16 protein-coding genes are annotated in these 13,781 nt (G+C 67.8%); 15 read left to right on the forward strand and 1 reads right to left on the reverse strand.

Translation table 11 applies throughout. From position 1 onward, the window contains the following. Nucleotides 1-45: 45 nt before the first annotated feature. The gene (locus U5798_RS12420; RefSeq protein ID WP_322082177.1) at nt 46-972 is read right to left on the reverse strand and encodes a LysR family transcriptional regulator; all 927 of its coding nucleotides are present in this window, start codon (nt 970-972) and stop codon (nt 46-48) included. Between the two features lie 140 nt (nt 973-1,112). Between U5798_RS12420 and U5798_RS12425 the strand changes: the two genes are divergently transcribed. From U5798_RS12425 to U5798_RS12495, 15 genes are all read left to right on the forward strand, one after another. Further along, on the forward strand, nt 1,113-1,583 hold the full coding sequence (locus U5798_RS12425; protein ID WP_124454547.1) for a CidA/LrgA family protein: 471 nt from the start codon (nt 1,113-1,115) through the stop codon (nt 1,581-1,583). A gap of 12 nt (nt 1,584-1,595) precedes the next feature. After that, a complete protein-coding gene (locus tag U5798_RS12430; RefSeq protein ID WP_322082178.1) occupies nt 1,596-2,318 on the forward strand; it encodes an LrgB family protein in 723 nt (240 codons plus the stop codon). A 162-nt stretch (nt 2,319-2,480) separates the two neighbouring features. Further along, nucleotides 2,481-3,017, forward strand: coding sequence for a flagellar basal body-associated protein FliL (gene fliL, locus U5798_RS12435; protein ID WP_322082179.1), 537 nt, complete (start codon nt 2,481-2,483; stop codon nt 3,015-3,017). Between the two features lie 22 nt (nt 3,018-3,039). Next, a complete protein-coding gene (gene fliM / locus U5798_RS12440; protein ID WP_124454541.1) occupies nt 3,040-4,038 on the forward strand; it encodes a flagellar motor switch protein FliM in 999 nt (332 codons plus the stop codon). After that, nucleotides 4,031-4,522: a flagellar motor switch protein FliN gene (gene fliN / locus U5798_RS12445; protein WP_124454539.1), complete on the forward strand. Its 492-nt coding sequence runs from the start codon at nt 4,031-4,033 to the stop codon at nt 4,520-4,522. The genes fliM and fliN overlap by 8 nt, the downstream gene beginning before the upstream one ends. Beyond that, nucleotides 4,519-5,085 carry a flagellar biosynthetic protein FliO gene (gene fliO / locus U5798_RS12450; RefSeq protein WP_322082180.1) on the forward strand — a complete coding sequence of 189 codons (567 nt, stop codon included), beginning with the start codon at nt 4,519-4,521 and terminating at the stop codon, nt 5,083-5,085. The genes fliN and fliO overlap by 4 nt, the downstream gene beginning before the upstream one ends. A gap of 36 nt (nt 5,086-5,121) precedes the next feature. Beyond that, nucleotides 5,122-5,883: a flagellar type III secretion system pore protein FliP gene (gene fliP / locus U5798_RS12455; protein ID WP_124454536.1), complete on the forward strand. Its 762-nt coding sequence runs from the start codon at nt 5,122-5,124 to the stop codon at nt 5,881-5,883. 19 nt (nt 5,884-5,902) lie between these two features. Then, the gene (gene fliQ / locus U5798_RS12460) at nt 5,903-6,175 is read left to right on the forward strand and encodes a flagellar biosynthesis protein FliQ (protein WP_124454534.1); all 273 of its coding nucleotides are present in this window, start codon (nt 5,903-5,905) and stop codon (nt 6,173-6,175) included. Nucleotides 6,176-6,203: 28 nt separating this feature from the next. Next, nucleotides 6,204-6,986, forward strand: coding sequence for a flagellar biosynthetic protein FliR (gene fliR / locus U5798_RS12465; protein ID WP_226122164.1), 783 nt, complete (start codon nt 6,204-6,206; stop codon nt 6,984-6,986). Nucleotides 6,987-7,170: 184 nt separating this feature from the next. Beyond that, complete coding sequence (locus tag U5798_RS12470; protein WP_322082181.1) at nt 7,171-8,175, forward strand: ABC transporter substrate-binding protein; 1,005 nt, start codon at nt 7,171-7,173, stop codon at nt 8,173-8,175. Nucleotides 8,176-8,288: 113 nt separating this feature from the next. Next, a complete protein-coding gene (locus U5798_RS12475; RefSeq protein ID WP_027788757.1) occupies nt 8,289-9,086 on the forward strand; it encodes an ABC transporter ATP-binding protein in 798 nt (265 codons plus the stop codon). Between the two features lie 38 nt (nt 9,087-9,124). Then, entirely contained in the window at nt 9,125-9,982 is an 858-nt protein-coding gene (locus U5798_RS12480) for an ABC transporter permease (protein ID WP_124454528.1), read from the forward strand. A gap of 88 nt (nt 9,983-10,070) precedes the next feature. Beyond that, nucleotides 10,071-11,438, forward strand: a complete 1,368-nt coding sequence (locus tag U5798_RS12485; protein ID WP_322082197.1) for a sensor histidine kinase — start codon at nt 10,071-10,073, stop codon at nt 11,436-11,438. 13 nt (nt 11,439-11,451) lie between these two features. Further along, a complete protein-coding gene (locus U5798_RS12490) occupies nt 11,452-12,129 on the forward strand; it encodes a response regulator (RefSeq protein ID WP_041492705.1) in 678 nt (225 codons plus the stop codon). A gap of 280 nt (nt 12,130-12,409) precedes the next feature. Continuing rightward, nucleotides 12,410-13,540, forward strand: coding sequence for a porin (locus U5798_RS12495; RefSeq protein WP_322082182.1), 1,131 nt, complete (start codon nt 12,410-12,412; stop codon nt 13,538-13,540). Nucleotides 13,541-13,781 lie beyond the last annotated feature (241 nt).

The raw sequence follows: 13,781 nt of genomic DNA on the forward strand, positions 1-13,781 counted from the left end.
GCCCTTTTTGTTTCACCGTTCGCTTCATCGCCCGGTGGTCCGACCTCACTCCCTCGCCCGCAATCCCCCGAACGCCAGATCGTCGGCCGGCGCGAGCGGCAGCGTCGCCCGCGCGACGTCGAGCCACGCGCGCGCCGCGTGCGACAGGTAGCCCTTCTTCAGCCAGCCGAGCGCGATCGCCCACGTGATTTCCGGCTCGACGATCGGCCGGCACGTGAACTGGCTGGCGTCGAGCCGCCGGCAATACGGCTCGGGCAGCAGCGCGATGCCGACGCCCGCATGCACGAGCGCGGCCATGAAATCCCAGTGGCCGCTGCGGCTCACGATCGACGGCGTGAAGCCGACCTGCCGGCACGCATCGAGCACCGCGTCGTGCAGTGCGAGGCTTTCCGCATAGAACACGAACGACTCGCGCGCGAGATCGGCGAGCGGCACGGCCGCGTGATCCTCCCAGCGCGACTCGCGCGGCGCGACGAGCCACAGCGGCGCGCGCACCATCGGCAGCCGCTCGAAGGTGCCGGGATCGACCGGCTCCAGCAACCCGCCGAGCTCCAGCTCGCCCGACGTCAGCGCGGCCTCGATCATCCGCGCGCCCTGCTCGAACAGCTTCAGCTCGATGTTCGGGTAGCGCTGCTTGTACGCGGCGATGATCGGCGTGAACAGCGAACCGCCGAGCGGCGGGATGCCGATCGTCAGCTCGCCGCGGCCGAGCGTACCGAGATCCTTCAGCTCCGACTGCAGCTGCGCCTGCGCGGCGAGCACGTCCTGGCCGCGCTGGAACACGATCCGCCCCGCATCGGTCAGCACCATCTGCCGGCCGTCGCGCAGTAGCAGCGGCGAACCGATCTCGTCCTCGAGCGCCTTCACCATCTTGCTGATGGTCGGCTGCGTCACGAACAGCTTGTCGGCGGCCGCCGTGAAGCTCTGCTGGCGGACCACCTCGACGAAGTACCGCAGTGCGCGCAATTCCATCGATATCTCCCCAAATTGGTGCGGCGATCCCAAGCTGAATTCCGAATTGGAATGACAAGGATAGAGACAAGTCATTTTATTTATGGTTAGGGGAAACCCTATACTCACACCATCAACGCACGATCTGTATGGAGCCCGCCATGACCAAGCCGACCACCGCCGCCCGCCCTGCCGCTTCGGGCAGCCTCGCGCATACGGGCCGGATCGTGCTGCAGGCCGCCGCGCTCGGCGTGTTGTGGATGGCCGTCGACTGGGCCGTGCGCAAGGTCGGGCTGCCGATCCCTTCCGGCGTGATCGGCCTCGCGGTGCTCCTCGCGCTGCTGTTCTCGGGCCGCGTCGCGCCCGCGTGGGTGAAGGACGGCGCGAACTGGCTGCTGTCCGACATGCTGCTGTTCTTCGTGCCGGCCGCCGTCGCGGCCGTGCAGTACGGCGGGCTGTTCCGCGAGGACGGCTGGCGCATCGCGCTGGTGATGCTCGCCGGCACCGCGTTCGTGATGGTCGCGGTCGCCGTCGCGGTCGATCTCGCCGCGAAGCTCGAACGCCGGCTCGCCGCGCAGCGCGTGTTCGCCGAACGCCGCCGCACGCGCCTGAGCGCCGTGTCCGCGCACTGAGCCGGAGCCGCCATGCTTGCCGCGCTATCGAACCTGTCCGCCGACCGCGTGAACACCGCGATCTCCGTCGGCTGCTTCGTGCTGACGGTCGTGCTGTATTTCCTGTCGAAGCGGCTCTACGCGTACAAGAAGACGCTGCTGTTCTCGCCGCTCGTGTTCGTGCCGGGCGTGCTGGTGTTGCTCGTGCTGGTGACCGGCATCCCGTATTCGGTCTACTTCCGCGACACGCGCTGGCTGATGTGGCTGCTCGGCCCGGCGACGATCGCGTTCGCGGTGCCGATCTACGAGTATCGCGACCTGATCCGCCGCCACTGGCTGTCGCTGTCGGTCGGCGTCGCGGTCGGAATCGGCGCGGGCGTGTGCGGGTCGCTGCTGCTCGCGAAGCTGCTGCACCTGTCGCCGGAGCTGCAGCGCTCGCTGATGACGCGCTCGGTGTCGACGCCGTTCGCGCTCGCCGTGTCGGACAGGATCCACGCGCCGAAAGACCTCACGGCGCTGTTCGTGATCGCGACCGGCATCTGCGGGATGCTGCTCGGCGAACTCGTGCTCGCACTCGTGCCGATGCGCACGCGGCTCGCGCGCGGCGCGCTGTTCGGCGCGGCCGCCCACGGCGTGGGTACCGCGAAGGCACGCGAGATCGGCAACGAGGAAGGCGTCGTGTCGAGCCTCACGATGATGATCGCGGGCGTCGCGATGGTGCTGATCGCGCCGCTGCTGACGCTGCTGCCGATCTGACACCCGCGCGCGGGGCGGCCGACGCCCACCCCGCGTGCCGTCCCGCCGCGTTTCGCCGGCCCCGCCACCCTGCATCCGGCCGACACCCGGCCGACAATCGGCTGAGATAGCCGCAAATCCCCCCTCTGTTCCGCCCATCGGGCTCGGCCCGGATGCCGAACAATGCATGCTACGAGACATCACGCACGCATTCACATGGCCTCCACGACCGCAAACCCGACCGCCGACAAGCCGGCTTCGTCCGGCAAGTTCAAGCGCATCGCACTCATCGCCATCGTCGCGCTGGGCGCAGCCGCTGCCGCCGCCGGCGGCATGTACGTGTTCCTGAGCAAGGCAGGCGTCGGCCATGCGAGCGCGCCCGCCGAGCCGCCGCCGCTGGCCGCGCCGGTGTTCTTCCCGCTCGACCCGCTGACCGTGAACCTGCAGTCGGACGACGGCGCGCAGCACTACCTGCGCGTCGGCCTGTCTCTGAAGCTCACCGACCCGAAGGCGCAGGAGCAACTGACCGCGCGGATGCCGGAGATCCGCAGCCGGATCCTGCTCGCGCTGTCGAACAAGCATCCCGAGGATCTCGCGACGCCGGACGGCAAGCATTCGCTCGCGAAGGAACTGCGGGCCCTGATCGAGCAGCCGACGCAGCCGGGCAACCAGCGCGCGAAGGTCGACGACGTGCTGTTCACCGAGTTCGTCGTCCAGTAACGCGGCCGAGAAAGGAGCGCGTATGGGTCACCAGGAGTTCATGTCCCAGGAGGAGGTCGATGCCCTCCTCAAGGGCGTCACGGGCGAAACCGATTCTGTCGACGAGCAGCGCGACAATTCGGGCGTCCGCCCCTACAACATCGCGACGCAGGAGCGGATCGTCCGCGGCCGGATGCCCGGCCTCGAGATCATCAACGACCGTTTTGCGCGCCTCTTGCGGATCGGCATCTTCAACTTCATGCGGCGCACGGCTGAAATCTCCGTCAGCCAGGTGAAGGTGCAGAAGTACAGCGAGTTCACCCGCAACCTGCCGATCCCGACGAACCTGAACCTGGTGCACGTGAAGCCGCTGCGCGGCACGTCGCTGTTCGTGTTCGACCCGAACCTCGTGTTCTTCGTCGTCGACAACCTGTTCGGCGGCGACGGGCGCTTTCACACGCGCGTCGAAGGCCGCGACTTCACGGCCACCGAGCAGCGGATCATCGGCAAGCTGCTGAACCTCGTGTTCGAGCACTACACGACCGCGTGGAAGAGCGTGCGGCCGCTGCAGTTCGAATTCGTGCGCTCGGAGATGCACACGCAGTTCGCGAACGTCGCGACGCCGAACGAGATCGTGATCGTCACGCAGTTCTCGATCGAGTTCGGGCCGACGGGCGGCACGCTGCACATCTGCATGCCGTACTCGATGGTCGAGCCGATCCGCGACGTGCTCGCGTCGCCGATCCAGGGCGAGGCGCTCGAAGTCGACCGCCGCTGGGTGCGCGTGCTGTCGCAGCAGGTGCAGGCCGCCGAGGTCGAGCTGAGCGCGAATCTCGCCGAGATCTCGTCGACCTTCGAGAAGATCCTGAACCTGCGCGCGGGCGACGTGCTGCCGCTGGAGATCGAGGACACGATCACCGCGAAGGTCGACGGCGTGCCGGTGATGGAATGCGGCTACGGAATTTTCAATGGTCAATATGCGTTGCGCGTGCAGAAGATGATCAGCGCGGGCGATACGATGAAGGAAGGTGGATATGAGTGAGCTGAACCAGACGCCCGACGACGACATCCAGGCGATGGCCGACGCGGCCCTCGCGGCTTCGGCCGCCGACACGCACGCTGCCCCGGCCGCGGCGGAGGAAGATCCTGGCATGGACGACTGGGCGGCCGCGCTCGCCGAACAGAACGAGCAGCCGGTGCAGGCGGGCGCGACGGGCGCCGGCGTGTTCCAGCCGCTGTCGAAGGCCGCGCCGAGCTCGACGCACAACGACATCGAGATGATCCTCGACATCCCGGTCAAGATGACCGTGGAGCTCGGCCGCACGAAGATCGCGATCCGCAACCTGCTGCAGCTCGCGCAGGGGTCGGTCGTCGAGCTGGACGGCCTCGCCGGCGAGCCGATGGACGTGCTCGTGAACGGCTGCCTGATCGCGCAGGGCGAGGTCGTGGTCGTCAACGACAAGTTCGGCATCCGCCTGACCGACATCATCACGCCGGCCGAACGCATCCGGAAGCTGAACCGGTGAATGTCGTGAAGCCTGGCCACCGCGTGCGCCGCACGATCGCAGCGGCGGCGCTCGCCGCTGCCGCATCGTTCGCGTGCGCGCCGGCCGGCGCCGCCGACATGAACGCGGTGAACCACGCCGGTTCGATCGCGTCGAGCGTGATGGTCGGCTCGGCCGCGCCGTCGCTCGGCATCGGCGCGGTACTGCAGACGCTCGTCGGGCTCGCGGTCGTGATCGGCCTCGTGTTCGCATGCGCGTGGCTCGCGCGCCGCTTCGGGTTCCAGCCCGCGCGGCGCGGCGGCCCGCTGAAGGTCGTGTCGAGCGTCGCGGTCGGCGCGAAGGAAAGCGCGACGATCGTCGAGATCGGCGACACCTGGCTCGTGCTCGGCGTCGCGCCGGGCAACGTGCGCCTGCTGCATACGCTGCCGGCCGGCCCGGCGGCAACAACGGCTTCCACGTCGGCCGACGCACCCGCCGGCGGCAACCCGTCCGACGGCGCCCTGCCCGGCACGTTCGGCTCGCGGTTTCGCGACGCGCTCGCGGGCGAAGCCGCGAAACGCCTCGGTCGCGGCAAGGACCGCTGACATGGCGCCGCGCCCTCTTTCCGTCTCCGCATTCCGATGAAACACGCATTCCTGCATCACGCGGCGCGCGTCGCGCCCGTGCTGATCCTCTGCCTCGCCCCCGCGTTCGCGTATGCGCAGGCGAACGGCCTGCCCGCGTTCAACACGAGCCCGGGCCCGCACGGCGGCACCACCTATTCGCTGAGCGTGCAGACGATGCTGCTGCTCACGATGCTGTCGTTCCTGCCGGCGATGCTGCTGATGATGACGAGCTTCACGCGCATCATCATCGTGCTGTCGCTGCTGCGCCAGGCGCTCGGCACCGCGACGACGCCGCCGAACCAGGTGCTCGTCGGCCTCGCGATGTTCCTCACCTTCTTCGTGATGTCGCCGGTGCTCGACCGTGCGTACAACGACGGCTACAAGCCGTTCTCCGACGGCTCGCTGCCGATGGAGCAGGCCGTGCAGCGCGGCATCGCGCCGTTCAAGACCTTCATGCTGAAGCAGACCCGCGAGACCGATCTCGCGCTGTTCGCGAAGATCTCGAAGGCTGCGCCGATGCAGGGCCCCGAGGACGTGCCGCTGTCGCTGCTGGTGCCCGCGTTCGTCACGAGCGAGCTGAAGACCGGCTTCCAGATCGGCTTCACGGTGTTCATCCCGTTCCTGATCATCGACATGGTCGTCGCGAGCGTGCTGATGTCGATGGGGATGATGATGGTGTCGCCGTCCACCGTATCGCTGCCGTTCAAGCTGATGCTGTTCGTGCTGGTCGACGGCTGGCAGCTGCTGATCGGCTCGCTCGCGCAGAGCTTCACCTAAGCGGCGGAGGATTCGCGCGATGACGCCCGAACAAGTGATGACGCTGGCGCACCAGGCGATGATGATCGGCCTGCTGCTCGCGGCCCCGCTGCTGCTGGTCGCGCTCGCGGTCGGCCTCGTCGTGAGCCTGTTCCAGGCCGCGACGCAGATCAACGAACCGACGCTGTCGTTCATCCCGAAGCTGCTCGCGGTCGCCGCGACGCTCGTGATCGCCGGTCCGTGGATGCTGACGACGATGCTCGACTACCTGCGGCAGACGCTGCTGCACGTCGCGACGCTCGGCGTCGGCTGAGCCGCGCGTCCGGCGCCGTTCCACGACGATGTTCTCGGTCACCTACGCGCAGCTCAACGGCTGGCTGACGGCCTTCCTGTGGCCGTTCGTGCGGATGCTCGCGCTCGTCGCGACCGCGCCCATGGTCGGCCACGCGGCCGTGCCGGTGCGCGTGAAGATCGGTGCCGCCGCGTTCATGGCGCTCGTCGTCGCGCCGACGCTCGGCGCGATGCCGGACGTCACCGTGTTCTCCGCGCAGGGCATCTGGATCGTCGTCACGCAGTTCCTGATCGGCGTCGCGATGGGCTTCACGATGCAGCTCGTGTTCGCGGCCGTCGAGGCGGCCGGCGACTTTATCGGGCTGTCGATGGGGCTCGGCTTCGCGACCTTCTTCGATCCGCATTCGAGCGGCGCGACGCCCGCGATGGGCCGGTTCCTGAACGCGGTCGCGATGCTCGCGTTCCTGGCCGTGGACGGCCACCTGCAGGTATTCGCCGCGCTCGCCGCGTCGTTCCAGTCGCTGCCGGTGTCGGCCGACCTGCTGCACGCGCCGGGCTGGCGCACGCTTGCCGCGTTCGGCGTAACCGTGTTCGAGATGGGGCTGCTGCTGTCGCTGCCGGTGGTCGTGGCGCTGCTGATCGCGAACCTCGCGCTCGGCATCCTGAACCGCGCGGCGCCGCAGATCGGCATGTACCAGATCGGCTTTCCCGTCACGCTGATCGTCGGGCTGTTGCTCGTGCAACTGATGATCCCGAACCTCGTGCCGTTCGTGTCGCACCTGTTCGACATGGGGCTCGATGCGATGGGGCGGGTGCTGATCGGCTGGCGGTGACGCCCGGCAGGCCGCTTTCGCCCCGCTTCGGCGCGTGTCGCGCCCGTTCCGCCCCCCGTTGCTGGAAAACCCCTAAAAGAATCGCCGGCCCGCGAAAGGTAGCGGAAGGTTTCGCGTCCCTATACTCGTCGTGACGATGCAGCAAGCATCGCGCCAGACGAATACAACGAACGGAGACGACCCGATGCGACCCATCCTGCGCACCCTCGCCGTGGCAGCCAGCCTGAGCTGCGCGCTTGCCGCTCACCCCGCCTTCGCCGACGACGGCGGCAAGATCACGATCATGGTCGGCGGGATCGCGAAGCTGATCTACCTGCCCGCGCGGCTCACGCAGGAACTCGGCTACTTCAAGGCGGAAGGGCTCGATGTCGAGCTGCTGTCGCAGCCGGCCGGCGTCGACGCCGAGAACGAGCTGCTCGCGGGCGCCGTGCAGGGCGTCGTCGGCTTCTACGACCACACGGTCGACCTGCAGAGCAAGGGCAAGGACGTAAAGGCGATCGCCGTGTTGTGCCAGGTGCCGGGCGAAGTCGAGATGGTGTCGACCAAGGCCGCGCCGACGTTCAAGTCGATGGCCGACGCGAAAGGCAAGACGCTCGGCGTGACGGGCCTCGGCTCGTCGACGAGCTTCCTCACGCAATTCCTCGCGCTGCAGCATGGCGTGCAGTCGACGCAGTACACGATGCTGCCGGTCGGTGCCGACGCGAGCTTCATCGCCGCGATCAAGCAGGGCCGGATCGACGCCGGGATGACGACCGAGCCGACGGTGTCCGCGCTCGAGAAGATGGGCGACGCGAAGGTGCTGGTCGACCTGCGCACGCTGGAAGGCACGCGCGCCGCGCTCGGCGGCACCTACCCGGCCGCGAGCCTGTACGTGCAGTCGGCCTGGGCCGATTCGCACAAGGCGGAAGCGACCAAGCTCGCGCACGCGTTCGCGAAGACGATGCAGTTCATCCACACGCACAGCGCCGACGAAATCGCCGCGAAGATGCCGGCCGACTACCAGAAGGACAAGGCGCTGTACGTGTCCGCGCTGAAGGCGTCGCTGCCGATGTACACGGCCGACGCGAAGATGCCGGCCGACGGCCCGGCGACCGTGCTGAAGGTGCTGTCGGCGTTCAACCCGTCGGTGAAGGGCAAGCACATCGACCTCGCGCGCACCTTCACGAACGATTTCGTGAACGCGAAGTAAGCAGCGGCGCCGGCGGCGGCGATCCCGCCGCCGTGCGCTCCCCCGTTCCGGTCCGGCTGGCCGGCCCGGCGTCGCCACGATGCGATGCCCTCTTCACCCGCAGGATTCATGCGATGAACCAGGCAGTCTCCCCGAGCACACCGGCGATCGAGTTTCGCAACGTGTCGTGCCGCTTCATTTCGCCGGAAGGCAAGGCCACCGTCGCGTTGCGCGACTTCAGCATGAGCGTCGCGCGCGGCGAGTTCATCGCGATCGTCGGGCCGACCGGATGCGGCAAGTCGACGACGCTGAACCTGATCACCGGGCTGCTCAAGCCCGCGTCGGGCGAAGTCCGCGTGATGGGCCGCCCGGTCGACGGGATCGACCCGCGCATCGGCTTCGTGTTCCAGGCCGACGCGGTGTTTCCGTGGCGCAACGTGATCGACAACGTCGCGGCGGGCCCGTTGTTTCGCGGCCGCTCGAAGGACGTCGCGTATGCGCAGGCCGAGGAATGGATCCGCAAGGTCGGCCTCGACAAGTTCACGAAGCACTACCCGCACCAGCTTTCGGGCGGGATGCGCAAGCGCGTCGCGCTCGCGCAGACCTTCATCAACCAGCCCGAAATCCTGCTGATGGACGAGCCGTTCTCCGCGCTCGACATGCAGACGCGCACGCTGATGCAGGACGAGCTGCTGCAGCTCTGGTCCGCGAACAAGGGCTCGGTCGTGTTCGTCACGCACGATCTCGAAGAGGCGATCGCGCTCGCCGACCGCGTGTTCGTGCTGACCGCGCGCCCCGCGACGCTCAAGCGCGTGTACGAGATCGACCTGCCGCGCCCGCGCGTCACGTCGGAGATCCGCTACGACACGCGCTTCATCGAAATTTCCAAGGACATCTGGCACGACCTGCGCGAAGAAGTGCAGATCGGCTGACGCATACGCCGCACGGCAAGGACAGCAAGGACAGGAGCATGACCGACATGACGCTTCCCCCCACCGCCATTCCGGCGACGACGCTCGAGGACGAGTCGCGCGCCGCTCAAACCCGGCTGCGCCGCCGCCGGCAACTGATCATCGGCCTGCGGATCGCCGTGCTCGTCGTCGCGCTCGGCGGCTGGGAACTCGCCGCGCGGCTCAAGTGGATCGACCCGTTCTTCTTCTCGCAGCCGACGCTGATCTTCGCGCAGCTCCAGGACTGGTTCGCGAACGGCACGTCGCAGGGCCCGCTGCTCACGCAGGTGTGGGTCACGCTCGAGGAAACCGGGATCGGTTTCGTGATCGGCTCGGTCGCCGGCGTGATCTGCGGGATCGTGCTCGGCCGCAACAAGCTGATGGCCGACGTGTTCGGCCTCTACATCCAGATCGCGAACTCGATCCCGCGCGTCGTGCTCGGCTCGATCTTCGTGATCGCGCTCGGCCTCGGGATGGCGTCGAAGATCGCGCTGGCCGTCGTGATGGTGTTCTTCGTCGTGTTCGGCAACGCGTTCCAGGGTGTGCGCGAAGCCGACCGCTACCTGATCGCGAACGCGCAGATCCTCGGCGCGTCGCGCCGGCAGATCACCACGTCCGTCGTGATCCCGTCCGCTCTGAGCTGGATTCTCGCCAGCCTGCACGTGAGCTTCGGCTTCGCGCTGGTCGGTGCGGTCGTCGGCGAATTCCTGGGTTCCAAACAGGGCATCGGGCTGCTAATCTCCACCGCCCAGGGTGCGTTCAACGCGAGCGGCGTGTTCGCGGCGATGATCGTGCTGGCCGTGGTCGCGCTGGCCGCCGACTACCTGCTGACCTGGCTCGAGAAGCGGCTGTTGAAGTGGCGGCCCGCGGCGTTCTGAACGCCGCCGGCGCACGCCTGACATGACACACCCGACCGCGCCGGCGACCCCGGCGCGGTTCGGCATTTCGGAGAAGGAGCGCAACGGGATGGCGCACAGCCTGCGCGGGCGGCTGCTGTGGTGGCTGCTGCTGCCGCTCGCGGTGTTCGTGCTGATCGCGGGCGCGATGTCGTACGACACCGCGCGGACCACGGCCGCGCTCGTGCAGGACAGCGCGCTCGTCGCGTCCGCTCGCACGATCGGCGAGGACGTCGAATGGCGCAACGGGCGGCCGGCGGCCGACGTGCCGCCGGCCGCGCTGGAGATCTTCGAGTCGCCGTCGGGCGATTCGGTGTTCTACAAGGTGATCGACGGCCACGGCCGCCTGCTCGCCGGCAATCCGGCGCTCGACCTGCCCGCGCGGCACGGCGTCGAGCCGACGCTGTACGACACGTCGCTCGACAACGTGCCGCTGCGCGCGGTGGCCTACGACCGCCAGCTGTACGACGAAGGACAGGTCGAAACCGTCACGGTGGTCGTCGCGAAGACGACGCGCTCGCACGGCGCGATGGTCGCAACGATCTGGCGGCCGCAGCTCGTGCGCCTGTCGCTGATGCTGGTGCTCGCGGTGGTGCTCGTCTACCTCGGGCTCACCTTCGAGTTGCGCCCGCTGATGAAGCTGAAGGACGATGTGGCCGACCGCGGGCCGATGGAACTCGAGCCGATCCGCCCCGAGCGGCTGCAGCACGAACTGCGGCCGATCGTCGACGCGATCAACCAGTGCATCGCGCGGCTCAACACGCACACGGCCACGCAGCGCCGCTTCATCGCGGATGCCGCGCACCAGCTGCGCACGCCGATCGCGGTGCTCGATACGCAGATCCAGTATGCGCAGCGGCGCGGGCAGGACGATCCGGAACTCGCGACGGTGCTCGACAGCATGCAGCGCAGCAGCCGCAAGATGGCCGACGTGACCGACAAGCTGCTGCTGCTCGCGCATGCGGAAGCGACGCCGTCGACGCTGCTGACCCATCGCGTCGATCTTGCCGCGGTGGTGTCGAGCGTGCTGGAGGAGACGATCGTGCTCGCGCAGCGGCGCGACATCGACCTCGGCGCCGATCTCGGCGAGCGGCTCGACGTCGCGGGCAGCGACAGCCTGCTGACCGCGCTGGTGATGAACCTCGTCGACAACGCGGTGCGCTACACGCAGCCGGGCGGCTGCGTGACCGTCTGCGCGCGGCGCGACGGCGACGCGGTCGTGCTCGACGTGGTCGACAACGGCCCCGGCATCCCCCCCGAAGCGCGCCCGCACGTGTTCAAGCGGTTCTACCGCGTGTCGGCCGACACCGAAGGCTCGGGCCTCGGGCTGGCGATCGTCCGCGAGATCGCGCAGGCGCACGGCGGCAGCGCATCGCTCGCGCCGGGAGCCGGCAATCGCGGTATCGTCGTGACCGTGCGGTTGCCCGCTTTCGATTGAAGAGAACGCCGTCATGAAACTTTTGCTGGTCGAAGACAACGCCGAGCTCGCGCACTGGATCGTGAACCTGTTGCGCGGCGAGGATTTCGCGGTCGACAGCGTCGGCGACGGCGAACGCGCGGACACCGTGCTGAAGACCGAACGCTACGACGCCGTGCTGCTCGACATGCGCCTGCCCGGCATCAGCGGCAAGGAGGTGCTCGCCCGGTTGCGGCGCCGCAACGACAACGTGCCGGTGCTGATGCTGACCGCGCACGGTTCGGTCGACGACAAGGTCGACTGCTTCGGCGCGGGCGCCGACGACTACGTCGTGAAGCCGTTCGAATCGCGCGAACTGGTCGCGCGAATCCGCGCGCTGATCCGCCGGCAGGCCGGCGTCGGCACGACGCAGCTCGTGTGCGGCGACCTCGTCTATGCATTCGGCACGCGCGAATTCCGCTGCGGCGAAACGGTGCTCGCGCTGCGGCGCCGCGAGCATGCGATCCTCGAAACGCTGATGCTGCAGCAGAACAAGACCGTATCGAAGGCGCGGCTGATGGACAGCGTGTTCGCGCTCGACGACGAGCCGAGCGCCGACGCGATCGACATCTACATCCACCGGCTGCGCAAGCATCTCGCGGGCAGCACGGCCGAAATCATCACGCTGCGCGGGCTCGGTTACATCCTGCGCATGAAGAGCACGCAGGACTGACGGGTACGCCCCGACGCGGGGAGCATCGATTCGTAGCACGAAAAGTCGTTCAGGCCAGCCGGATGCCCGGCAGGCCCGCTTGTGCACGCCTGCCTGATCCGTGATCGTTGCGCGTTCGGTGTTTTCACCGATCCGATTCCTGCGTCCGGGAAAGCGGCGTGAAGGATTGCACGTTCTACGATGCTACGCGTCGGCCCTCTCGCTGTGGCCGGCAAGAGTCGGCATACATTACGTACTGCAAACGACAAGATTTCAATGCGGCAGCTCGGAGGAGACGATCTTGAAACGAAAAACCCTTGCCCTTTCCATCGCGGCGGCTGGCCTGTGCGCCGGCACCCAGGCGCATGCGCAGTCGAGCGTGCAGCTCTACGGCCTGATGGACCTGAGCTTTCCGACCTACCGGACCCACGCCGACGCGAACGGCAATCACGTGATCGGGATGGGCAACGCAGGCGAGCCGTGGTTCAGCGGCAGCCGCTGGGGCCTGAAAGGCGCCGAAGACATCGGCGGCGGCACGAAGATCATCTTCCGCCTCGAAAGCGAATTCGTGGTCGCGAACGGCCAGATGGAAGATGAAGGCCAGATCTTCGACCGCGACGCGTGGGTGGGCGTCGAGGACGAGCGCTTCGGCAAGCTGACGGCCGGCTTCCAGAACACGATCGCCCGCGATGCGGCCACGATCTACGGCGATGCGTACGGCTCCGCGAGGCTGTCGACCGAGGAAGGCGGCTGGACCAACTCGAACAACTTCAAGCAGATGATCTTCTACGCGGCCGGCCCGACCGGCACGCGCTACAACAACGGCGTCGCGTGGAAGAAGCTGTTCAGCAACGGCATCTTCGCAAGCGCCGGCTACCAGTTCAGCAACTCGACCTCGTTCGCAACCGGCTCCGCGTATCAGGCCGCGCTCGGCTACAACGGCGGGCCGTTCAACGTGTCGGGCTTCTACAACCACGTGAACCACAACGGCTACCGGAACCAGACGTTCTCGGTCGGCGGCAACTACACGTTCGACATCGTGCGCCTGAACGCCGGCTACTTCCGCTACAACGGCGACCAGGGCGCGCTCGGCCAGCGTCACGACGATTCGTGGACGGTGTCGATGAAGATCGCGCCGAAGGGCGCGCTCGACTACGAGCTCGGCTACCAGCAGATGCGCATCAAGAACGCCGCGAACAACGCGGACGGCTTCACGCCGAACGCCAACCTCGGCGCGTTCAGCCTGACCAACGGCGTCGCCAACGGCTTCAAGGAGACGATCTACGGGTCGGTGTTCTATCACCTGAGCAAGCGCACCGAGGTGTACCTCGCCGGCGACTACATGAAGCTGCACGGCGGCTACACGGTGTCGTCGACGTTCGGCGCGAAGAACCAGCTCGAACTGACCTCGGGCATCCGTACGCGCTTCTGACCTCGGGGCGGTCGATCCGGGATTCTCCATGCGGGCACGCCGGCGCTTGGCGCCGACCGTGCCCTTTTTTTCGTCCGTTTTTCCTCCTGCTCCCGGTGCCGCCGGCCGGCCCGTGCGACAACCGGCCCGAAACCGCTTGCGGCCCGTCCGGCGGGCGATCGCGGCCGATGCGCGGATGCTCGGCCCACATCGGCGCTTGACCTGCGCCGACCGACTCGCTAGCGTTTCGGGTTTGCCCGGG

Source organism: Burkholderia sp. BCC1972 (assembly GCF_905339605.1).
Classification (GTDB): Bacteria; Pseudomonadota; Gammaproteobacteria; order Burkholderiales; family Burkholderiaceae; genus Burkholderia.